A 23,556-nucleotide genomic window follows, 5' to 3' on the forward strand; every position below is an offset into this window, starting at 1 on the left:
ATCATATGTATGTTAGAATAACAATAAGGCATTTATTTTTCTTATCAAAGGAGAGACAGACAAAATGCAACACATACAACTTTTCTGGACTTTTTTCAAAGTCGGAATATTAGGTTATGGGGGAGGACCTTCCTCTATTCCACTTGTTCACAAAGAGGTAGTGGACCACTATAAATGGATGAATGACGATGAATTCGCTGATATTCTAGCAATTGGTAATACACTCCCTGGACCAATTGCAACTAAAATGGCTGGGTATATCGGCTATAAAGTTGCTGGGTGGTTAGGTGTTCTAAACGCGGTGCTTTCAACTATTATTCCATCTATTATTGCAATGATTGTCTTATTAGTTTCGCTAAGTACATTTAGTGAATTGTCCTTTGTAACTGGTATGACGAATGCAATTATCCCTGTTGTGGGCGTGATGCTCTTCATATTAACAAAAGATTTTTTCATGAAATCAAAAAAAGATCTCGGTTGGAAATTTAGTATAATCCTTACAATAGGTAATCTTATTTTATTACAATTCCTTCAAATCCACCCAGCAATTATTATTGTCGTGTCCCTTTTATTAGCGTTTATCACTGCGGAAAAAAATCAAGAAACAGGAAAGGAATAGATACATATGATTTATTGGGAGATTTTTATTGCGTTTTTTATACCTGGGATAATTGGCTACGGCGGAGGACCAGCAAGTATTCCATTAGTTCAAAATGAAGTAGTAAACCGATTTGATTGGCTTACCATTTCCGAATTCGGGGAAGTGCTCGCTATTGGAAACGCCTTACCCGGACCAATCGCTACAAAAATGGCAGGATACATCGGATATCAACAAGCGGGTATTCTAGGTGCAGGAGTAGGTGTTTTTGCAACCGTTGCTCCATCACTCCTTTTAATGATAATTCTGCTAAGAATTTTATATAAATATAAAAACTCACCGAAAGTAAAAAGAATGACAATGTACATACGACCAACCATTACCATACTTTTAGGTGTCATGACATACCAATTCTTTTTCCAATCCTATGAAAAAGAGGGATGGCTACAAACCGGATCCTTAATTTTGATTAGTTATTTATTACTTACAAAATGGAAAGTGCATCCTGCATTTGTTATTCTAGGCGCACTCGGATATGGTGCCATTTTTTTAGCATAGGCTTTTAGATTGCCAACAGACCTTCGACTGGGTCTGTTTTTTAAAGTTTTAACCCCTTTCTATTTTTAAAGCGACGTAATAATATATGACTCTCCACTCTAGTAATCCCTTTTAGGCTATATAGTTCTTTGTTTATAAAAGATTCCAGTTTGGTGAAATCTTCTACTAGCACGTGCATGTGTAGTGTACTTGGACCAGTCATTTGATAACAGCTAGCAACACTAGGATTCTCCGCTAAGCTCTCAGCAACATCCACTAATGAAGAAGGCTCACAATCTACTTCAAAGAAAGCAGACACTTGCTTTCCTACTTTTTCCGAGTTAATGACTGCACTAAACCCCTCTATAACTTCTTCCTCTATTAATTGATTCACCCTCTCCCTTACAGCTACTCGAGATAAACCGAGTTCTTTTCCTATATCTACATAAGACATTCGCCCATCGTTAGCTAATAGCTCTAATATTTTTTTATCCTTTTCATCAATCTTCAAATTCAACATCCTTCCGTAAACTTCCTATTTCATATAGAATCCTACGGAATATACAAAATGTCAAGAAAAAGGCTATTTAGCTTCCGAATCGTAAGTAAATGTAATAAAAAAAAGGGCAAATATGATAATGCCCTTTTCTTAAGTTCGTACTTTTGGTATGGCTTCCGGCCAATTTTTTTGTACGTATTCCCATGATTTAGTTATTTTTTTATTCACCGTACTAAATTGTGAACGCGCCTGATTTATTTCTTGCTGATAATCTATTTGATTTTCTTGAATACGACGTCGAGCCAAACTGATTTCTGGTGATGACAATTGATCTACGCCATTTCTTTTCATCCAAGCACCATCCATCATTATATCGCGCATATTTTCACCATTTTCATAATAAACCACTTCTGAAAAAAATTGCTCGGGAAGGAGATCTTCATATGAAAAAGCTAAAAAGCTAGCAGGTTGATTCTCCGATAAAAAATCATGAACCCAATCTTTCTTCGATAAACTTGTTGGAGTGATCATTCTTATAAAAACCTCTTCTGCTGTTAGCCAATTTTCATGATTGTCAGTTGCTAATCTGCTTACTCTTGCTGCTTGTCGCATTAACTCAAAGGCATTTAACGTACCACAATTAAAGCCATCTGTCCCTAGATGCCAATCCACGCTCTGAGATTGATAAAGATGAATCGGGCAAATCCCTGATCCAAGGTGTAAATTACTGCACGTACAATGGACTATACTTACACCTCGATCACTCATCAGTTTCCGGTCTTCTTCAGTGGTCCAAATGGCATGAGCAAACACCGTTTTTTCATCTAATAAGCCATATGAATCTATACGTTGCAGCAGAGATTCCCCTTGTTGCTTACTATACGTCCACTGTGTATGAGATTCGAGTAAGTGTGAATGCCAACCAAGCTCAAATTCATTTTTCATCTTACTCGTCCGTTCTAATAATTCATTCGAACAACGCTGAACACCATCTACCCCTAATGATATAGTAATTAATTTATTTTGCTCATAACATCTCATTAACCTACATATTAAGCTTTCATAGTTGTCGATCTCACTAGTAGAGTCATTTTCTTTTGGATAAGCTTTGTTAAAAGGCAAGGAATCTAAGTAATTTCGATCTGAAAACATTGGAGCAAGCACCGTTCTTAATCCGAGTTCCCTATATGCTTGAACAGCTGCATCTATTCCTTCTTCTGTTAGAGTAGGTCTTTCCGAAAAATGATCTACCGTCATTTGATAACCATTTCGTAAAAGTTCATAGCCATGTAGTAAGGTGCAATCATAAATAAGCTCAGTCGAGCGATTTTTCCCATAAGCTATTGCTTCAAGCATATATAAATCTAACGGAACGGCTTCTACGGTTCGTTTCAAAATCCCTGTATATGAATGACTATGACCATTGGAAAATGGAGGAATAAAGTACATATCACTTGCATCCCAAACCTGTATATCTTCCAAAAAGCTATTTTTTTCCTCAAACACATCTGGTTTACTTATTGCTTTTACCTTTCCATTCTCTATAAGGAAAGACTTTTTTTCAAAAGTAGGTTTTTGATAATGTAACGTAAACACATTCGCATTTTTTATCATTATGCTAACTTGTCCATCTTTCATTTTTTTCACCCTTTTATAAATATCACGTTATTTCCCATAGAGTAAATTTGGCAAGAATAAAGCAACCTCTGGAATATAAGTGATGATAGCTAACACAATTAAGGATATTGCAATAAACGGTATCATTCCTTTCGATAATTTAAGCAGACTCTGTCTTGATATCCCCATTAAAACAAATAAATTTAATCCAAAAGGTGGCGTAAACATTCCAATAGCTGAATTAACCGTCATAATAACCCCTAAATGAACGGGGTCAATCCCGTATGAAATACCAATTGAATAAAATAACGGTGCTAAGATAACAATTAGCGATGATCCATCTAGAAACATTCCTGCTATTAAAATAATAATATTAATTAATAATAAAATCATAATCTTATTATCTGTTAAAGCCGTTATATACTCTGTTACACTTAGCGTAATTTGCTCTACAGTAAGGTACCAGGATAAGACAGAAGCAGAAGCTAAAATAATCATAACTGTTGCTGTTGTTTTACCTGAGTCCACTAACACTTCAAACAAATGTTTCCACTTCATTTCTCGATACACAAACATCGTAATAATAAATGCGTAAATGACAGCAACTCCTGCTGATTCGGTCGGAGTAAATAACCCACCGTAGATCCCACCAATAATAATAATAGGAATTCCCAAACCTAGGAATGCATCTTTTATTCTGTACATAATTTCTTGTAAACTCCAAGGCTCATTGCTGACTAACTGATTTTTTTTACCGTAAAGGATACAATAAATGATAAAAACAACAGCAAAAACTAAACCAGCACTAAGCCCAGCAATAAACAACTCACCAACTGATGTACCTGTTACTGCACCATACACTATCATCGTTATACTAGGTGGTATGATAATTCCAAGAGATGAAGTCGAACCAATTAAACCAGTAGCAAATGATTCTGGATAATTTTTTTTAATCATTGCCGGCAGCATCATACTGCCGATTGCTACAACAGTTGCTGGGCTTGACCCTGATATAGCACCAAAGAATAAACACGCAAGCACCACTGAAACAGACATCCCGCCGGGTACTTTACCAATTAAAGCATTTGTTAGTGCAATGACTCGCTGCGAAACACCACCTCGACTCATAATATTTGCGGCTAATATAAAGAGGGGAATAGCCATAAGAGGAAATTGATTTAAGCCCGAAAACATTCGTTGCACAACCGTCTCAGCAGGTATACCATTAAATCCCATTAACATAACCAGAACCGACCCGGCTATCGCAATAAACATTGGCATTCCTGTGAATACTAAGATGAGTAATAGAATAAAAAACCAAATCATTCAGCTTCCCCTCCTTTCGTTGGTATGTGATGCGTTCTCATCCATTCAAAGATATTTATGATTAATCGAATCGACATTAACCCTGTGCTTAGGGGAAAAATCAAGTAAACCCACCACATTGGAATTTGCATTGCTGGTGATATTTGTGAAGTCGCACGAAGCGACTCCACTATTCCCCATCCAAGATAAGTTACAATAAAAGTAAACGCTAAAGACGCAAAATTTTGCAAGGCATAAATCATATGTGCAAACCATTTAACAGAAGAAGTTTCAAATATAGAAACAGCAATATGTTCATTTTTTGTAATGGCTAATGATGAACCTAGCATAACAATATATATAATAATATAACGTACAGCTTCTTCTGCCCAAACAACTCCAGAATCAAAGAAGTAACGGAGTACAACATTAACAAAAATGATAACGGAGGTTAAGAAAATTCCTGATGCGACAATTACTTTTTCAATCCAGTCAAAATAAAGAATTACCTTTTGCATGTTAACTAACCTCCTGTTCCCATTTACTCATTCATTGATTCGACAATTTCATACGTTTTATCTAACAGATCTTGACCAATTTCATCGGCAAATTCATCATGAACACTTCTTGTTTGTTCTTGGAACATTTCCGATTGTTCTGGAGTCAATTCGTATACTTCTACACCATAATCCTCAATTGTTTTAATAAAATCTTCTTCCTGAGCCATCGTTTCTGAACGTTCAAATTCTGCAGCTTCTTGAGAAGCATCTAAAATAACTGTTTGAATATCAGACGGTAACTGCTCAAACCATTCTTTACTTAATAAAAATGCATAAGCTAAATATCCATGATTGGATAAAATCGTATAATCTTGTACTTCATAGAATTTCATTTTCACAATAGAAACTAGCGGATTTTCTTGTCCGATGACTACATTTTGCTGAAGTGAGTTATATGTTTCAGCAAAAGAAATTGGTACAGGATTTGCACCTAATGCTTCAAACTGTTTAATCACTATTGGACTTTCCATTGTTCTTATTTTTAACCCTTCAAAATCAGATGGTTCCTCGATTCTTTCATTATTAGTAAATTGCTTGAACCCACTTTCCCAAAAAGATGCACCTTTTAATCCAATGTCCTCTAAACCAGCTAATAATTCTTTACCTACTTCACCATCAAGCACTTCATACGCAGCCTCTCTAGATGGAAAAATGAATGGTAAATCAGGTAGTTGCATTCTCGCATCAAACGTTGATAGTTTTGCAGTTGGAATAATACCTGATTCTACACTGCCATTCTGTATTAGCTCTGCTACTTCCACATCATCCCCCAATTGACCTGATGGAAACAGTTTTACTTCTACTTGACCATCTGTCTCTTCTTCCACTATTTCTTTAAACTTCTCTGCACCAATATGTTGTGGACTATCTGCAGCTAAATCATGGTGTAACTTCATTTCGTAAACTTCTTTTTCTTCCGCTTCCGAAGCAGACGCCTCATTTTGCTCAGATGTTTGATTGTTTCCACAACCAACAATCAATAAGATTAATCCGATAAAGACAGATAACTTCAACATTTTTTTCATGTACATAACTTCCTTTCTTCTAATGTTTTATTGTTTAACCCGATTTAAAAGCGGGGAAAACCCATCAATATGTGCTTCTACTGTATTTTCATCACGAATAGAGACCGCACCAGGTGTACCTGTCAAGATAATATCACCAGGTAAAAGAGTCATAACTTGTGAGTGAAAAGAAACGATAAACCACGGGTTATAACGCATATTTTTCACTTTATTTTGATGTGCCATTTGCCCGTTGTGAACAGTTCTGACAGTTAATTCACTTACATCTTTAATTTCTTTATTTGTCACCATTTCTGGACCAAAGCTAAAAAATGTATCAAAGCTTTTCGCTCGTGTTAAATATCGTTGATTCTCTGCATGAATACTCGCCTCTGTCATGTCCAATGCAGTAGTAAAACCTGCTACTACATTCTTCGCTTCCTCTTGACTAATATTTCGACATTCTTTCCCGATAACAATTGCTAATTCAGCTTCTGCTGTCGTATTCGTAGATTGATGAGGAATTTGTATCGTATCTTTTGGGCCAATAATGGTTGTGTCAGGTTTCATAAAACTGACTGGATCTTGATAAGATATCTCTTCTAATGATTGATGACTAGGATCAAAATAATTCATTCCCACTCCCCAAATCTTTCTCGGCTTCCGATATAATGGAGCAAATTCAATCTGATCCTTTTCAAGCGCAATACATCGTTCAAACATACTCTTTCCCACTGAATCATACCAATCTTCCAAACTCTCTAAATGCTCTCCTGCGATTAGCTCAAATAATGTACTTGGCCAATTTTTATTTTCCATATCATTTAACGTTTCAATTAGAAAAATAACGTCATGATGGATAATAGCCGCTTTTTCCTCTCCATCATACTTAACAGTAGCTAGTTTCAACTCATCACCTCCTTAAACACCTTTCATCACTTTTTCTTGATCTCTTTTAAGCACAAAATCTTTTACATAATCTATCAATTTGCCATCTTGATTTGGACCAGCTATAAACGATAGCCCCACCGGAGCACCATCTACCTCTATCGAAGGAATGGTTACTTGAGGTAAACCATTTAATCCAGCTATACTCGTCATCATCAGTAATTTATTTCGATGAACTTGTAATTCTTCTCCACTTGTACCAAGTAACGGAGCAATATTAGGCGATGTTGGCATAACCATTATGGTATCCTCTCTTAGTAACTCTTGTGTTGCTGACTGTATGTCTTCACGTTTCTGTTTTGCCCATTGAAGTTGCTGTCTTGTAATCGTTTTTGTCCACATAAAACGTTCCATAATGCCCGGTCCAAAAACCGGATTCACTTTCTCAATCCAATCACCATGATTTCCCCATATTTCATAGCCTTGGATGATGCGAAATGCTTCCATCCACGATTTCAACTCACCTTTAGCTAAACTCATTTTTCTCCTTTCATTTGTTACGAATGATTCCTCCATTTCAGACTTGATGTTAGAATCGATTAATTCCCATACATCCTCAGGATAAATAATGGTAGAAAAACTCTCTCTTGGTTGATTTATCTGCCGAACCAAAGTTTTTACAACATTTGCTAATACATTCACATCCTTCGTCATAACGCCTACCGTATCAAAACTTTGGGCTAATGGAATAACGCCTTTCATGGAAATAGCATTATGCGATGGTCGATAACCATAAATACCACAGTAACTAGATGGTATACGAACACTTCCTCCCGTATCTGTACCTAAAGCAAAATCAACTAATCCTGCTGCCACAGCAACAGCAGAACCACTAGATGATCCTCCCGGAATTCTTTTAGGTTGCTTGGGGTTAACAGGGGTTCCAAAAAAGTGATTTTCTCCATTTAAACTGTACATTAATTCATCTGTATGAGTTTTACCGACTAATTCAGCTCCATTATTCAAAAGCTTCTCTATTACAGAGGCATTGGAACGTGCAGGCAAATGTGTCCTTCTCCAATACGGATTACCGGCACTTGCGATGCTCCCTTTAATATCAAATACATCTTTCACTGCAAAAGTATAAGAGTTTAAAAGTCCTTGATATTTTTTAGGTATTATACAATCTTGATCAATAAATGCCCGCCACTGATCTTCCATTCTTGCACCTCCAACTTTTTAATATGTCTATAACTATAAACCTTGGCTCTTCATGACGTCAATAAAGTTTACATTTATTGTAGCTAAACATAACTAACACCAATATTTTTATGAAAAATAACAAAAATCACGCGTTATTCAAGCTAATTTAAGCCATTTATATCATATATTTTAAAAAACGATTTCTTAATAACGTATTTATTGTTATATTTTCTTACAACGATTAAGCGGTATTACGATTCTTTTAGTATAGTAATCTATAAGAGAAACTAACGAACTAATTATTCGCTGGGGGAAGATAGAATGAATTTAACAATTCCACAGGCTTTAGGTGTTTATCCTTTTTCTGAAGCGAAACTTATAGCTGGAGGGAACGGTATAAACCGTTCGATTACTGCAGTAAACATAATGGATGCACCAGATATTCATAACTGGGTAAAAGAGGGCGAACTTTTATTAACCACTGCATTTATAATAAAGGATAATATTAACAATGCTGTCGAAATGGTTTCACAACTTCACCAAAAAAAATGTGCAGGTCTTGCTATAAAACTAGGAAGATATTGGAGTGAAATTCCTGACAAACTCATAGATATTGCTAATAAATTGCAATTTCCTATCTTTAAACTGCCGTATTCTTATACATTTTCTGATCAAATCAAGGCACTCTATGATGCTGCACATTTGCAGAAGGAAAACTGGTTAAAAGAAAAGCTAGTTTACCAAAAAGAATTAATAACTTTCTCTCACGACGAAAAGAACTTAGATCAATATTTAAATATTGTTTCTAAATTTATTCATCACCCTTTTGCAATCATTACCAATCAAGCTGATGTACTATATAATCAAACAAACACTAACGAAACTGAATTAATTCAAAATTGGTATGGATTAGAAAGAAGTACAAAAGTAAAATCGAAAGACAATATCTATTATCAAATTGAATTACAAAACGAAAGGGAAAAATATGGTTATCTGTTTATTATGATTCATTCACAATCAGCGATAACGAAGGAAGAAGAATTACTTTTCTTTCAAATTGGTGATATTTTAACTGATTATTTAGCTAAAAAAAAGCTATCAAATCCTAAGCAACTACTTGATCAGACATTTAGTGTATTAATGCAGCGATTGCTAAATAATGAAATCACAACCGATTACTTACGCGAACAATTAAAAGGAGAGAATAAGGCATTACTCTCGTTACCTTATTGGGTCATCATGACAAGTGATAAACTTAAAATGAATCAAATGAATTTTCAGCATATTCAAAAGGAAATAGAAAATCATCCTTATTTACAAAATTATGATACAAAGCATGTAATCTTTAAGGGAAAGATGATTACTATGTTGTTTGATTCTAATCAAGACAAGACTCATTATCATAAAACAAATCAATTTATTATCCCGTTACAAGAAGTGTTACAAGCATCCAATATGAAACACCAGATCTCTATGACTATAAGCAAAAAGAAAGAAAAGATTGAAGCTTTATACGATAGTTATAAAGAATGTTTACAAGCAAAACAAACCGCAGATGTTATGGATTATGAAGATCCTGTGATTATGTGTGAAAATCTTGACTTTATCAGTTTATTTCATCATATACCAGGTCATTTATCAGACAGTTTTTATCAAAATACATTGGAAGCTTTTCTTAATCAAGATACAACTTACGAAAAAGACATGCTAACAACTCTAGAAACGTACATTGAATGTAATGGTAATATAAAAGAAGTCGCAAGTAAATTATTCGTACATCGAAATACAGTAGTTTATCGTCTTGAAAAGGTTAGCACACTTCTAAATATAGATTTGAAAAATATTAACGATTTACTTCGTATTAAAATGGCGTTAGTTTTTCAACAAATTAAAAATATCAGGTGAATCCACCTGATATTTTTATAATTTCGTTAGTTTTAAAGCAATCTGAACTTCTAATGATGCTTCGGGATCATCAATATGAACCTCAAGCAACTCATTTATTCTCTCTAATCGATACAGGATTGTATTGTAATGTGTAAATAACCGCTCAGCTGTCGCACGTGCATTTTTATCTTCTGCAAAATAAGCTTCTAAGGTTTCCAAATACATATCTCTTCGGCGATTTTTAAGAATTGGACCTAATAAACTATCAATATAAATAGCGACTTCTTCTGATTTGGGTAACAAATATAAGAGCCGATATATATGCATCTCATCAAAATAAAGGCGTCTTTTTGCAAAATGATATTGTTGATATATATTTTTCACTTGCAATGCTCTTTTATAACTTTCTTGGATATCACTGGCTGCATGTACAACAGGACCAATACATAATACAAATGCTTCCTCTTCATTTTTTTTATAATGGAAATAACGATCAATTTCTTCCTCGATCATAGCGATTGCCTGCTCCACTTTATCTTCAGTATCGTCCACAATAATAAAAACGATTTCTTCTTGATAACAAGTTGCCATAATATTACTTTTTATTAAATTATCTAAATTATTTTTTAGTAACATTAAATCTTCTTCTTGAGGTAAATATGCGTCTAGATCTAATAGAAAAACTTGAATACTTTTATCACGGAGGTTAATACCAAATGTATTCTTTTGATCAGCCTCCTCATCAAAAACTACATCATCGCCACGAAGTAGGCTTTTTACAAATTGATCCATATATTTCTCTTCCATTTTTGTTTTTACATGAATATGCTTTAACTCCATATGTAACAGCGTGCTAATTTTTTCAATTGTTAAATAATCGATTTCTGTTAAGTTATAGTTTGTCTCTAGACATGCAATAAATGGTATATGTGACAAAGATCGATATTGAGTTAACGGGAGACCAAATGCAGTAAAACTTTCTTCTCTAATATCGATTTCAGTCGTTCCTGTTCCTACTTTCCTCTCTAATAGATTGGCTAATTGAATTAATTCTACTTGTTCTAACACCTTAGATAATAGCGGTGCTATAATCCCCCCTTCTAGATCTTTCACAATTAAAGGGTTCCCAATTGTTTGCTCTAACTGAGATATCACTTCGTCCATTTTTTTACCTACTACAAGAGAATTAGTAAATTGCTCTAATCGATTATAAATGGTAACTAAGTGCTCTGATTCCTGATAAAAAATTTCTTCCATTGCCACACGGACAACATCAGAAAATACAGTGGTTGGTTGAATGGCAACTACAGGGAATCCAAGCTGATCCGCTCGTTCTAAAACTTCCTCAGGAATCGTTTTTAAAAATCTCTTTACTTTTATTCCAATTCCAGCAACCTTTTTTTCATAAAGCTTCTCTATAAATGTTACAAGATCTTTTGGTTTGTCTCGAAAAGGATACCCTGTCGTCATAATAAATTCATGCGGACGAACAAAATGATCTACATCTGGAGATCCGACAATATTTATTCTATTGATGATTGAGTATTCCTTTTGTTTTCCTGCAACTAATTTTGCACCAGCTAGCGGTTCTATTTTTAAAAAATCTTGAATCTTTAAGCCTCGTTGGTTATTTGCTTCTGTCATGTTTTCCACCAACCTGTAATATATAGTAACGACAAGATCATATTCAAATGCTACTGTCACCTTTATTTTACACGTTAACTCTCGATCCTTCTAGTTAGCATAATATTGTTGCCATGTTTCATTACCGATAACAGCACCATAATGCCTTCTAATATTTTTTAAACTTGGTTCATAGGCATCATCAAACGCTGCTGTTGTCGCATCCTCTATCACAACAACATGATAATCCAAATGGTGAGCGTCACGAACAGTGGATTCTACACAAGTATTCGTGTTAATCCCCGCAAAAATTAAAGTCTCAATTTTCATCGATTGAAGTTTTTGGTGTAATTCTTTATTAATAAATGCGGTGTATCGATGTTTTTTAATCACTATATCCTCTTTCATTGGTTGTATGTGATTATAGAATTCTACGCCCCATGTTCCTTCACGACATGTATTAGGATGTTTTTTTGCTATCCTCCTTTCCTTCCAAGCCCCATCGCCGTCGTTTTCATCATTATGTTCCATTTGTACGAAAATAATGGGGATTCCTTCTTTTCGAGCAAGTTCAATCATAGACAGTATCGTGGGTTCTAATGCTTGGTAGCGTTTAACATCTACCCCTGATTTGGCAAATGCTCCTTGCTCATTCACAAAATCATTTTGCATATCAATAATCATTAAGGCCGACCTTTTCTCAAGGCACAATTTCTTAGGATTATAGCACATCTTTTTTTCCTCCTTATGATAGGAAAATAATTCACAGGGAAGATAACTCCCTATGAATTATTCAATAATTTATTGTGGTAAATATTCATTTGTATAGTACCGTTCTAAATCAGCCCTTTCGCTAATTAGATTACTACTTTCTAAAATTTCTAATGTATTATTCATGTTTTGCTCCGTCATCGTTCCATATGCTTCATTATCAAATACTGAAATTTCTTCAAGTAAATCCAACTGACTACTGACCGTGTTTTCATCAGTTGCATCAGGGAATAATTCTAATACAATCGAAATAGATTCTTCCTTATTTTCAAAAGTATAATGGAATGCTTCATCAATAGCAGCTAAAAATCGCTTAACCGTATTCGGGTTTTGATCAAGAAACTCCGTATTCCCTATCATCGTTAAACCTGACAAATCATACTCAAAATCCGCTAAATATAATGGTGTTAAGTCAACACCTAATTCCTGTTCAAAAATCGGATATTCATTTGTCGCAAAGATAGCAACCGCATCTACTTCTTTGTTTAAGAAAACACCATTCCTTGCCGAAGTTTCTACTTGCACAGCGTCTACTTGCGACGCATCTACATCATGACTGTCTAGAAAGTTCGGAAAAATGTTTGTAAAAGTTGATGAAATAGACATTGCTATTCGCTTACCTTCTAAATCCTTGGGTGTTTCTACTGGTGTATCAGGATGTGAAGCAATCATTATAGGGGAACGATTCATATAGGATGCAATCATTTTTATCGGCATATCTTGTTCAATACCTTGAGAAGGCTCTACTGTCGATGTAATCCCGAAGTCATCCTGTCCTTGTGATATGGTTTGCATAGTATTAGTTGATCCATTGCCTTCCAACACTTCTACTTCCAGGCCATATTTCTCAAAGATACCTTTTTGCTTGGCGACAAAAAACGGAGTAAATTCTCCTTTAAATCTCCAATTTAAACGCAATGTAACATCAGTGACTTCAGGTTCTCCTATTTCTATCTCATCTTTATTCTCTACCTCAACAACATCTGCCTCACTACCTGTATCCTTTACTTCTTCCTTCTCATTTTGTGGCTCTTCCGGCTCTTTTGCACCGGATGTCTCCTCCTGACAAGCGACTAGCACCATTAACGCCATCAACAAAGTAGTTAATACTAACCATTTCATTTTTTTCATCGTATCTCCTCCTAATTTTCTGCTAATATACCTTGAGATTGGAAAATATCACGAATTTCATTTACATTTTCACTAAATATATCATTTGAGCGTGTGTGGTTATCACGAGGTCTTGTTAATTGAATCGGTAATTCCTTTAAAATGGTTCCTGGGCGTTCTGACATCACAATTACTCGATCAGATAAAAATACAGCTTCTTCGATACTGTGCGTAATAAAAACCGTTGTAAATTTATATTTATTAGACAGCTTCAACAAATCATACATCATCTGTTCCCGTGTTAAAGCGTCTAAAGCTCCAAAAGGCTCATCCATTAATAATAATTTGGGGTCTTGGATTAACGCTCGACATATAGATACTCGTTGACGCATGCCCCCTGATAATTCATGTGGATATTTATTTTCAAATCCTTTTAGACCTACCGATTCTAATAATTCTAAGGCCTTCGCTCGATTGGTTTGATGATTGCTGCGATCAAACCAAGTAATTCCTTTTAATTCTAAAGGGAGGGTGACATTATCCAAAACAGATCTCCAAGCAAGTAAGACATCCTTTTGAAAGACAATAGCTGCCCCATCTGCAATTCCTTTCAATTCACTTTCATTGACTTCTACAGATCCATTAGAGGGTTTGTCCAATCCGGCAATAATTCTCATAATGGTACTTTTACCACAGCCGCTCGGACCTACTACTGACAAAAATTCTCCATTTTCAATGTTTAAATGTATATTTGATAATGCTTGGATATCTCCTGTCTTTGTATGAAAAACCTTGTCCACAGCGTATAGTTGTAAATAATTAGACACTAATGATCCCCCCCTGCTTTATTGGCGTGATACCATGGCATCAGCAACCTTTCTAATAGATGGACGATTAAGAATAACACGATCCCGACGATCGCCAAAACAACAATTGTAACGAAAACAAGCTCTGTATCCAGCCTGGCATTCGCGGTTAATTGCAGATAACCTAAACCTCTTTCTGACGCAACAAACTCACCAACAATCGCCCCGACTACTGCCAAGGTCACACCTACTTTGAATCCTGCAAAAAGATGTGGCAACGCATTTGGAAGCCGAAAATAAATGAATATTTTCGCTTCTGATATTCCTAGCGAACGCCCTAAATCATGCATTTCCTTATCCAATGATCGAAAGCCATTGACAGCATTTATTACTACTGGAAAGAATGAAATTAAACAAGCTAGGATTACTTTGGTTATTAAGCCATAACCAAACCAGATAACCAAGATCGGAGCAATCGACACCATGGGTAAACACTGAATTCCGATAATAATTGGATAGATGGAATTAGCGAGATATCGAGAATACACAATCGTTATAGCCATCGGTATACCAATCAGCAAACTAAGCCCAAAACCTAATATCACTTCTGTTAATGTCGCAATCGCATGACCCCAAAGCATGGATATTTCCTTCACTAACCTGCTAACAATCTCTATTGGTGATGGTAAAATATAGGCTGGGATTTCTAATAACTTTGATAATATCTCCCAAAGGATAACTAATCCGACCAAAGTTAAAGCCGCCCAAACGGATTTTGGAATAACAATGAGACTCTTTTTTTCACCTTGTATACGCCGAATCCTATCTATCTCCATTTTACTTTCCACTTCCTCACCTCCTTATTTCTACTCATAAAGTAACAGCTGCCTTTTTTATCGGTGCAGGTGCTTCGGCTAACAACTCCCTTTCAGCATCAATTTTATATAAAAAGGTATGCTTTAATTTTTTTAATTCACTTTGAACTCGTGAATTTGAAGGTGCTTTTTGTAACCATTCCAAAATATTTTCAACCTCCGCTGGTTCATAAAATCTTTGCACATAGGCTAACAGTTGGCCATATTGAAGCATATTTCCACTTCCTAATGGATTAAAAAAATCACGAAGGTTATCCGATCCGACTTGAATGGGTACACCTGCTGATGACAACTCTTTAATTCTTGTCAAGGATCGCGTAGCAATTGCTGTTGGACATGTAGTGACAGACATTCCTGATTGCGCTACAGCTTCAATCGTTTTCGAAGCTAGATCATCCTTGACATTCGCTAATGAACAACAGTGGATGGCCGTCATTTTCTCTCCTAATTCTCTCTCCTTTGTCACTTTCGCCAAATAAGGTAAATGGAAATCATCTATCCTGCCCGTTTCATCAGTATGAAATTCAATCCAGTCGACACTGGCTTTTTCTGCAAGATCCATTATTTTATCGATATGTGCTTCACCATCTTCATCCATGCTTGTATGCCCACCGATACCATCGACACCTAACTTTATCGCTTCCTTTAATAGCACTTCTGTTTCCGGAAAACGATCAAACCCTTCTTGGTTAAAAGCCACAATATCAATTACTATTTTTTCCTTCCATTCTTCTTTCAGTTCTAATAAGGCTTCTAACCCTCGTAATTCAAATAATGGGTCGACATCGACATTTGTTCGAACATAAGAAGTTCCATACTGATACATTTTTTCCAATGATTGAGCAGCCGCTTGCTTTATTTCTGCTTTCGACCGCATCATCTTTATGTCCCTTGTCCAAGCTGCTCTTACAGGTGCTTCAGCATCTTTATATTTTTGATTCTCTGGTAGAAACCCTTTATCAATGTGGGTGTGATAATTCATCCATCCTGATATTTGCATCAAACCGCTCCTTTGTTAGTCATTCTAATTACAGGTGCAACTAAATTTGCTCCTTGTGGGCCTTGGTGTTCTGATCCCGCTGAGCATAATATTCGAGTCTCTCCGATATAACTACCTACCACTGCATTAGCAACTGCTTTAGCTACAATTCCTGCGTGCATAGCTAATGCATCTGAATGCATGGTATGTCTTCGTTCACGAATTGCAGAAATAGCGTCTGCTCCAGCATTGACAAATACTTGTACCACTTGATCTTGTACTTCTTTCTTTAAATAACCTTTCTGATTTATGCCAATATCTTCAAATGCGTGATAAAGCCCTTCTAAGTCTAATGCATCCTCCATCACACCTGATCCAATTAACAAGTCACTCGAGGAAGCTTTTGTGTTTCCCATCACAATCACTCGAGCCGATGTTTGCTCCTGACCTGCTGATACTGATGTTTTTTTTGAGTATAAATTATGATTTTGATTGATCGAATCTTCCTTTATCATGGAACGATTTACTTCTTCCAAAGCTACCGCTGATCCAAGTGCTGATGCAGCCTTCGACATTACACCACCGTCACCCCATGGGCATTTCACCTCCACACATTTGACATCTGACAATGAGTCAATTCCAGCATCAGCAATAGCTTCCCTTACTGCATTTGCCACAAGATCAACCTGTTGTAATGTACCAATTTGTTCTTTTTTTAAAATAGGAGTGGAAGCAATCCCAAAAGCAAAACGCTTCTCATCCGTTTGTATCTCCGTTTCTTTTTTAATAAATAATGTATAATGAGGAGTCATCAACCCTCCTGTTTTGCCAATCATCATCATTGGTATTTGATCAAAAATTTCCTGATGACTCATATTAAGGTATTTTGATAGTAAAACTTGAAATGAAAGAGTTGCATAACCTCTTGCATATCCATCTCCTTCTGTTTGAGCAATAATTGCTTTGATTTCTGATGCTTCAATCACTTTGTCTTCTAATAACCTCCTCATCCCTGACACATCGCCTGGATCTTGCATGTCACAACGTATTAATTGATAATTCATTTCCATCCCTCTTTTGTTCAATAAATTTTATATTAAAAATTGTAGCATCTGAAAATTCAAAAGTATTTAGTATAAAAACACAATAAATTTACATTGTTTTTATAAGAAATTAATAATTATGAAGTCTTTTGTTAGATTTAATTTAAATATCGTCACATAATTTAACATCACCGATAACATTGAAGTTCAGTAAATGTCATAAAACTTTATAAAAACCGGACAAAATGTGCCGACCCCCAAAAGTTAGACCAAACAATCTAACTTTTGGAGGTCACCTTAAAACACTCCCGTTTTTTCTAATAAGGGAAATGACAGGCACTCAAACTCCTGCTTTCCTAACACGCAAAAAAAAAGGCATACAGAATGAGTACATTCTGTATGCCTTTCTCATCTTAACTTTTAACCTTCAAAAGACGTAAAGCATTTAAAATAACGATAACAGCGGCACCTGTATCACTTAATACAGCTAACCAAAGTGTCAGCCATCCTGGGAATATAAGAACTAATGCTATAAATTTTACGATTAAAGAAAACCAAATGTTTTGTTTAATAATGGCTAATGCTTTTCTACTTAATTTAACTGTATGCGGCAATTTTTCTAGATTATCTGCCATTAAGACAATATCAGCAGTCTCCATTGCCGTATCCGTTCCTGCACCACCCATAGCAATTCCTAAATGAGATGTGGCAAGTGCTGGTGCATCATTTATGCCATCACCTACCATTGCTACTTTATGACCTTCACTTTGTAATTGTTTAATGGCATTTACTTTATCCTCTGGCAATAATTCAGCAAAATATCTGCTCACATTTGCTTCTTTTGAAATCATTTTTGCGGTACCTTCATTATCACCAGTTAGCATGACAACTTGATTGATGCCGACTTGTTTCAAGCCATTTAGTGCTTGAACAGTAGTTGGGCGAATCGTATCAGAAACAGAGATAATACCCATTACTTCTGTTTCTGTACCGATGATCACTACCGTTTTTCCTTGACTTTGAATCTCTTGTACTTGGGTCCTCACATTACCTAAAGACATATCCATTTCTTCAAACAATTTTAAATTACCAGCGTAATAAACATCACCATCAATCGTTGCTTGAACACCTTTTCCGACTATACTTTTAAACAACTCGCCATTTTTAAAGCTAACACCTTTATCTTTTGCATATTCAACAACGGTTTTTGCTATTGGATGTGTGGAATAATCTTCTAATGTTAAGGCGATGGATAATAACTCGTCTTCTGACGTGGATAATGCCTTGATTTCAGAGACTTTAGGTTTTCCTTCCGTTAATGTACCTGTTTTATCAAACGCAATGGCATTCATAGCGCCTGCCTTTTCCAGGAATGTACCGCCTTTTATGAGAACACCATTTTTAGCGGCATTTCCAATAGCTGAAACAATGGCAACAGGAGTAGATATGACTAATGCACAAGGACAAGCAACCACTAACAACGCAAGTCCTTTATAAACCCATTCTCCCCAAGTACCAAAACCGAATAATGGAGGCAGAACTATTACAAATAATGCCAAAACAAACACGATAGGTGTATAAATACTTGCAAACTTATCTATAAATGCTTGAGTAGGAGCTTTTTGTTCCTGAGCCTCTTCCACTAAATGAATAATTTTTGATATGGTCGTATCTTCTGCTAATTTAGTGACTTTCACTTCAAGAGAACCACTTTCATTAATCGTACCTGCATAAACGGTATCTCCGATTAATTTATCAACTGGAATGGACTCTCCTGTAATAGGCGCTTGATTCACGCTGGTTTCACCTTGAATGATTTTCCCGTCTAACGGAATTCGATCACCTGGCTTAATAACAACTGTCTCTCCCACTGAAACTTCTTCTACTGGCTTTTTGACTAATTCTGACCCAGCTTTCATCCACGCCTCAGCAGGGGCTAAATCCATTAAATTACGAATAGATTTCCTTGTTTGCTCAATTGACCTATTTTGAAGGGCCGTTCCTAATGCAAATAACCAAACTACGGTTGCCCCTTCAAACCATTCCCCAATCAAAGCTGCCCCAATTGCAGCAGCTGACATTAAAACATTCATATCTAATGAACGACTTTTGATAGCATAGTAAGCGCTCTTCACAGGTTTATAACCACTTATAACAATAGCCGCTGCATATAAGATGGTGGAAAGCAACGGGGGCATTCCCATGTAGGAACCCAAGAAACCAAAGGCAATTAAAATGCCAGTGAAGGTGATTAAACTATACCCTTCTTTGTTCTTTGTCTGCTTTTTGGATTTATTGCTATTCGTAAGCAATGAAGCATCATAACCAATTTTAGATACTTCTGAAACGATATCTTCCACACTATTTTCGTGTTCCACATTCATTTTTCCAGTAGCAAAACTTACACTCACATTATGAACGGACGGAATAGTATTCAGGTGATTTTCGATACTTTTGGCACAGCTGCCACAGTCCATTCCCGCTACGTTATATGTTTTAACATTTTTGTTTTGTTTCAACGGTTCCACTTGAAACCCTAGTTTTTGGACTTCATTTTCTACATTTTCAAGAGAAAGCGCATTGTTGCCAATGACTTGTAATTTCGCAGTGTTATAATTCACTTTTGCTTCTTGTATGTTATCTAGTTTATTCAATCCCTTTTCTATAGTTAAGGCACAGGAAGGACAATCCATCCCGTCTACTCGATATTCTACCTTCTCACCAGACTGCATGGGATTGGTACTGTTCGATGGCTGTTCAACTGTACTACTACAACAACTTGATTTTTCATTCGTGATTGGTTGATTTCCTTCATCATGATTGCTGCTGCAACAAGATGTTGTTGTTTCTTCTTCTCTTTTAGATGATGCTTGACTACTGCAACAGCTATCCGTTTCTTTTTCGTTTGTTGATTTCACATTTTCATTGGAATTACTACAGCAACTACTATTATCTTGAACCTTTATGTTTTTTTTAGAACGGCAACATTTGTCTGCCATTTATATCACGTCCTAATCTATATGATTTTCACAGGATTCGACATCATTTTCGACATCTTCAAGAACTGCATCAAACATCGATAATAAATCACGTACTTGTTGATTACGTAAACTGTAATACATGTATTTGCCTTCTTGTCTTCCTCTAATAAGCCCACAGCCTTTTAAACACGCTAAATGCTGCGATATACTCGATTGATTACCATTTAAGTCCTTCACAATTTGTGATACCGTTTTTTCTTCTTCTTTAATACACTCAAGAATTTGAATTCTTATTTTATGTGCAAATCCATGTAAAAACTTAACTTTTGTATCCATATCAACCTTTTGTATCAATTTATCAACCCTCCATCATATTAGATTCACCTAATATGTTTTGTTACTAACATATTAACAATTTCTAATATGTGTGTCAAAAAGACTACATAAAAAAACACACCTTCCTTATGAAAGATGTGTTTCTTTCTTATGTTATCCTGCTTTGATAGGTTGATTAATGGTGCCTGATACCACTCCTAGCCCAATCTATTTTTCCAAATAGGCTAGCATGCAGAAACATTTAAATCAGCCCCAGAGTGCACACCATTTCGCAGTTTTTTCCCAAAACAAAAAACTGCCCCTCCCCTTCATCCAGCAAAATACGGGAAGTGACAGTCCATCCTCAACTATAGAACACCTAATTGTTTTGGAATTTCTGATTCATTAAAAAAAACAATATTTTCTTTAATTTTTCCTCCTTCCAATCGAAAAAGTGATAATCCTTTCAGTGTTATTTTTCTACCAGTTGCAGATATTTCCCCAAGACTTGCTTTATGCGTACCAGTTGAAATCCAATAAAGAGCAATTGTATCTCCCTCTTCTATGATATCTTCTGTTACATATGTTAAATCGGGAAAAGCAATTTGAATAGGAGACATGTGACTTTCAAACTCTTTAATTCCTAATAGTGGATCATTCTGATTTAACCTAAAAACAACTTCATTTGAAACATATCTTTTTGCTTCATCATAACGGCCATTGTTTAACACGACTTCATGGAAATTCTCTGCAACTTCTTTATTCATTTTTCTCACTCTCCTTTTAATCTAAAATATGCTAGGAGCGTGAGAACATTCCTTTTTGGGGCATAGTTCACTTCCATAATAGCTATACTAATCGTAAAGATTTCACGGAAGGATAATAGCTATGAACGAAAAAAAAGACTTACAAAAGATCTTAAAGCGATTATCTAACTCGAATCAACCTATTGATTTCAAAAAAGCCAATACCCTTACATCTGATTTGCAATCCTACCTTGATTATTACGGTTTTCATATAGAAGATATCAATTATCATTTTGGAAAGATAAATATTGATGGAACACAAATCATGGTTCAAATGTTTTCACCAAAAGAAAGCATCGGTACTATTGTATTACTTCATGGTTATTTGGATCATGTAGGTATTTTAAAAAATGTCATTCAATATTTAAACCAGCACAAATACCGGGTCATCAGTTATGATTTACAAGGCCATGGTCTGTCGGAAGGAGAAGAAGCCTCTGTCCAGAGCTTTTCAGATTATGTCATAACCCTTGAAAAATTGATGAACAAAACCAAGCAAGAATTATCTGCACCTTTTTATGCGATCGGGCATAGTACAGGCGGGGCTATTTTGATAAATTATGTTTTAAAACAGAAAGAAACACATTTTGATAAAGTTATATTGGCAGCTCCTTTGGTAAGATCTAATTTTTGGTTTTTTTCAAAATTAGGCTTTTATCTGACGAAGCCATTCCCGTTCATTGAGGATATTCACCGAAATTTTCGGAATAATTCCTCAGATAAAAAATTTCTTAACTTTATAGAAAAAGATCCTTTGCAACCAAAAGCAATTCCAACAGAATGGTTAAGCTCACTCATCCATTGGAACAAAGAAATTCATACCTATCCCACATCTAATAAAGAAACACTGTTGATTCAAGGAACAAAAGATAAAACGGTAGAATGGAAATATAATCTAAATTTTGTGGAGGAAAAATTCACCAAATTACATGTGAGTATGATAAAAAACGGCAGACATCAATTGTTTAATGAAAAACTTGATATACGTAACCAAGTGCTTCAACAGATTGTCCGTTTCCTCTCAAAAGAAGTGAAAACTTAGGCTTATCCTATCTTTTATTTCCGCCAAAAAGTGGAACAGTCTTCCTTATCCGAAATATTAAACTCGATCATTTTTTCAAGTAATGAGAAATCAACCGGACGATCCCACGGGAAACGTACCAACATCTTGCTGTGATCATAGCCAGCCTGTACAATTTCATCAGAAAAATGAATAATCCCAGCCCTTTCAGGAGCAGCAGCCAAATGATGTTTGGCTATGCTAAAGCCAATAATAAAGGTACCATGATCGGTAAACATAGGCTGATTCCACTTGATTGCTGGCACTAAATTTGGGAATTTCTCCGTCACCCAAGCCAAAACTTCTTCCGTTCGGGCCCGATGTTGCGGGTTATCAATATTCGCTAAATAATCTGCAAAAACTTCCATATTGTTCCCTCCTTAACGTGAAAAAAGAATAATGTCGTTAATGAATAAATAATTGCATATGTTTGGACGGTTTTCAAGGATATTGACGGACACTGAGTACGTTATTTCTAGCAAACAGCATTTTTGAAGAAAGTTTCGGACATCAGGTACGTTATATGATCAAAACCTTGGCAAAACGAATGCCTTTTCGCTGAATAAAGGAACCAATGTCCATAAGCCATCTAAAAACACCTTTTTTGCCAAAAATAAAGGAACATATGTCCGCACGTGGCGGTGACCACTCTACTATCCGAGTTTTCCCATTCCCTAAAACAAGCGATGGTGCATATAGTTTATTATATGTATTTTCAAGGAGGGAAGTCTGCCCATGTATCATTGGTATCAACCTGACCATGCTGCTTATTGGCCAACCCGTCAATTTCCACCTGTCAATCCTGATCTATTGTATCAATCAGCAAATGAATCTAAAAAACTTATGAATGAAGCTAGCATGGTTCTTAATAAATTATCTGAGTCAAAAGAATTTGACGCTCAATTAATGTATGCTGCACAAGCCTCAGATATCGAGGAAGTTAATCGGTTAATTCATTCTATTGGAGTTACATCAGATGTAGATATTCATTTCAATCCTGATAGCTTACGGTTAGAATTCACATCAAAGGTAGCCAATATAGATTGTTGCAAGCTATCCATTGCATTGCGCTGGCGTTAGCATAAAGTC

At 35.7% G+C, this 23,556-nt stretch carries 23 protein-coding genes; 5 read left to right on the forward strand and 18 right to left on the reverse strand.

Annotated features, from left to right (window positions below):
* Positions 1–64 precede the first annotated feature (64 nt).
* Both GHD00_RS12240 and GHD00_RS12245 read left to right on the forward strand, forming a co-directional pair.
* Positions 65–619 (forward strand): chromate transporter, encoded by a 555-nt coding sequence (locus GHD00_RS12240; protein ID WP_163538458.1) that lies wholly within the window; start codon positions 65–67, stop codon positions 617–619.
* Between the two features lie 6 nt (positions 620–625).
* Entirely contained in the window at positions 626–1,156 is a 531-nt protein-coding gene (locus GHD00_RS12245; protein WP_163538459.1) for a chromate transporter, read from the forward strand.
* A 40-nt stretch (positions 1,157–1,196) separates the two neighbouring features.
* On the opposite strand, the gene GHD00_RS12250 is transcribed toward GHD00_RS12245, so the two are convergent.
* From GHD00_RS12250 to GHD00_RS12280, 7 genes are all read right to left on the reverse strand, one after another.
* On the reverse strand, positions 1,197–1,646 hold the full coding sequence (locus tag GHD00_RS12250; RefSeq protein ID WP_163538485.1) for an Lrp/AsnC family transcriptional regulator: 450 nt from the start codon (positions 1,644–1,646) through the stop codon (positions 1,197–1,199).
* A gap of 138 nt (positions 1,647–1,784) precedes the next feature.
* Positions 1,785–3,272, reverse strand: coding sequence for an amidohydrolase family protein (locus tag GHD00_RS12255; protein ID WP_163538460.1), 1,488 nt, complete (start codon positions 3,270–3,272; stop codon positions 1,785–1,787).
* Between the two features lie 27 nt (positions 3,273–3,299).
* Positions 3,300–4,577 (reverse strand): TRAP transporter large permease, encoded by a 1,278-nt coding sequence (locus tag GHD00_RS12260; RefSeq protein WP_163538461.1) that lies wholly within the window; start codon positions 4,575–4,577, stop codon positions 3,300–3,302.
* Positions 4,574–5,074 carry a TRAP transporter small permease gene (locus tag GHD00_RS12265; protein WP_163538462.1) on the reverse strand — a complete coding sequence of 167 codons (501 nt, stop codon included), beginning with the start codon at positions 5,072–5,074 and terminating at the stop codon, positions 4,574–4,576. Before GHD00_RS12265 ends, GHD00_RS12260 begins: the two co-directional genes overlap by 4 nt.
* A gap of 23 nt (positions 5,075–5,097) precedes the next feature.
* The gene (locus GHD00_RS12270) at positions 5,098–6,141 is read right to left on the reverse strand and encodes a TRAP transporter substrate-binding protein (RefSeq protein ID WP_205600756.1); all 1,044 of its coding nucleotides are present in this window, start codon (positions 6,139–6,141) and stop codon (positions 5,098–5,100) included.
* A 27-nt stretch (positions 6,142–6,168) separates the two neighbouring features.
* Positions 6,169–7,029 (reverse strand): fumarylacetoacetate hydrolase family protein, encoded by an 861-nt coding sequence (locus GHD00_RS12275; protein ID WP_163538463.1) that lies wholly within the window; start codon positions 7,027–7,029, stop codon positions 6,169–6,171.
* Between the two features lie 12 nt (positions 7,030–7,041).
* Positions 7,042–8,229, reverse strand: coding sequence for an amidase (locus tag GHD00_RS12280; protein ID WP_163538464.1), 1,188 nt, complete (start codon positions 8,227–8,229; stop codon positions 7,042–7,044).
* Positions 8,230–8,532: 303 nt separating this feature from the next.
* Between GHD00_RS12280 and GHD00_RS12285 the strand changes: the two genes are divergently transcribed.
* Entirely contained in the window at positions 8,533–10,116 is a 1,584-nt protein-coding gene (locus GHD00_RS12285) for a PucR family transcriptional regulator (RefSeq protein ID WP_163538465.1), read from the forward strand.
* Positions 10,117–10,131: 15 nt separating this feature from the next.
* Here the strand turns inward: GHD00_RS12285 and GHD00_RS12290 are convergent, their stop codons facing one another.
* The 10 genes from GHD00_RS12290 to GHD00_RS12335 all read right to left on the reverse strand — a co-directional run bounded on the left by GHD00_RS12290 (position 10,132) and on the right by GHD00_RS12335 (position 21,368).
* The gene (locus GHD00_RS12290; protein WP_163538466.1) at positions 10,132–11,742 is read right to left on the reverse strand and encodes a PucR family transcriptional regulator; all 1,611 of its coding nucleotides are present in this window, start codon (positions 11,740–11,742) and stop codon (positions 10,132–10,134) included.
* Between the two features lie 90 nt (positions 11,743–11,832).
* Entirely contained in the window at positions 11,833–12,453 is a 621-nt protein-coding gene (locus GHD00_RS12295; RefSeq protein WP_163538467.1) for a cysteine hydrolase family protein, read from the reverse strand.
* A 69-nt stretch (positions 12,454–12,522) separates the two neighbouring features.
* Positions 12,523–13,623, reverse strand: a complete 1,101-nt coding sequence (locus GHD00_RS12300) for an ABC transporter substrate-binding protein (protein WP_240468682.1) — start codon at positions 13,621–13,623, stop codon at positions 12,523–12,525.
* 11 nt (positions 13,624–13,634) lie between these two features.
* Positions 13,635–14,429, reverse strand: a complete 795-nt coding sequence (locus GHD00_RS12305) for an ABC transporter ATP-binding protein (protein WP_163538468.1) — start codon at positions 14,427–14,429, stop codon at positions 13,635–13,637.
* Positions 14,429–15,256 (reverse strand): ABC transporter permease, encoded by an 828-nt coding sequence (locus GHD00_RS12310; RefSeq protein ID WP_163538469.1) that lies wholly within the window; start codon positions 15,254–15,256, stop codon positions 14,429–14,431. The genes GHD00_RS12305 and GHD00_RS12310 overlap by 1 nt, the downstream gene beginning before the upstream one ends.
* A 22-nt stretch (positions 15,257–15,278) precedes the next feature.
* Positions 15,279–16,283, reverse strand: a complete 1,005-nt coding sequence (locus GHD00_RS12315) for an amidohydrolase family protein (protein ID WP_163538470.1) — start codon at positions 16,281–16,283, stop codon at positions 15,279–15,281.
* Complete coding sequence (locus GHD00_RS12320; protein ID WP_163538471.1) at positions 16,283–17,326, reverse strand: ring-opening amidohydrolase; 1,044 nt, start codon at positions 17,324–17,326, stop codon at positions 16,283–16,285. The genes GHD00_RS12315 and GHD00_RS12320 overlap by 1 nt, the downstream gene beginning before the upstream one ends.
* 392 nt (positions 17,327–17,718) lie before the next feature.
* On the reverse strand, positions 17,719–20,304 hold the full coding sequence (locus GHD00_RS12325) for a heavy metal translocating P-type ATPase (protein ID WP_163538472.1): 2,586 nt from the start codon (positions 20,302–20,304) through the stop codon (positions 17,719–17,721).
* A gap of 12 nt (positions 20,305–20,316) precedes the next feature.
* The gene (locus GHD00_RS12330; protein WP_481810388.1) at positions 20,317–20,622 is read right to left on the reverse strand and encodes an ArsR/SmtB family transcription factor; all 306 of its coding nucleotides are present in this window, start codon (positions 20,620–20,622) and stop codon (positions 20,317–20,319) included.
* 347 nt (positions 20,623–20,969) lie between these two features.
* Positions 20,970–21,368: an ester cyclase gene (locus tag GHD00_RS12335; protein ID WP_163538473.1), complete on the reverse strand. Its 399-nt coding sequence runs from the start codon at positions 21,366–21,368 to the stop codon at positions 20,970–20,972.
* A gap of 121 nt (positions 21,369–21,489) precedes the next feature.
* Here GHD00_RS12335 and GHD00_RS12340 point away from each other — a divergent pair, with 121 nt between their 5' ends.
* Complete coding sequence (locus tag GHD00_RS12340) at positions 21,490–22,449, forward strand: alpha/beta hydrolase (RefSeq protein WP_163538474.1); 960 nt, start codon at positions 21,490–21,492, stop codon at positions 22,447–22,449.
* Positions 22,450–22,463: 14 nt separating this feature from the next.
* Here the strand turns inward: GHD00_RS12340 and GHD00_RS12345 are convergent, their stop codons facing one another.
* Positions 22,464–22,835 carry an iron chaperone gene (locus GHD00_RS12345; protein ID WP_163538475.1) on the reverse strand — a complete coding sequence of 124 codons (372 nt, stop codon included), beginning with the start codon at positions 22,833–22,835 and terminating at the stop codon, positions 22,464–22,466.
* 367 nt (positions 22,836–23,202) lie between these two features.
* Here GHD00_RS12345 and GHD00_RS12350 point away from each other — a divergent pair, with 367 nt between their 5' ends.
* Positions 23,203–23,547, forward strand: a complete 345-nt coding sequence (locus GHD00_RS12350; RefSeq protein WP_163538476.1) for a YuzC family spore coat inner layer protein — start codon at positions 23,203–23,205, stop codon at positions 23,545–23,547.
* The last annotated feature ends 9 nt before the right edge of the window (positions 23,548–23,556 follow it).

The sequence above is a fragment of the Gracilibacillus sp. YIM 98692 genome (genome assembly GCF_010993965.1).
In the GTDB taxonomy this organism is placed as follows: domain Bacteria; phylum Bacillota; class Bacilli; order Bacillales; family Amphibacillaceae; genus Gracilibacillus.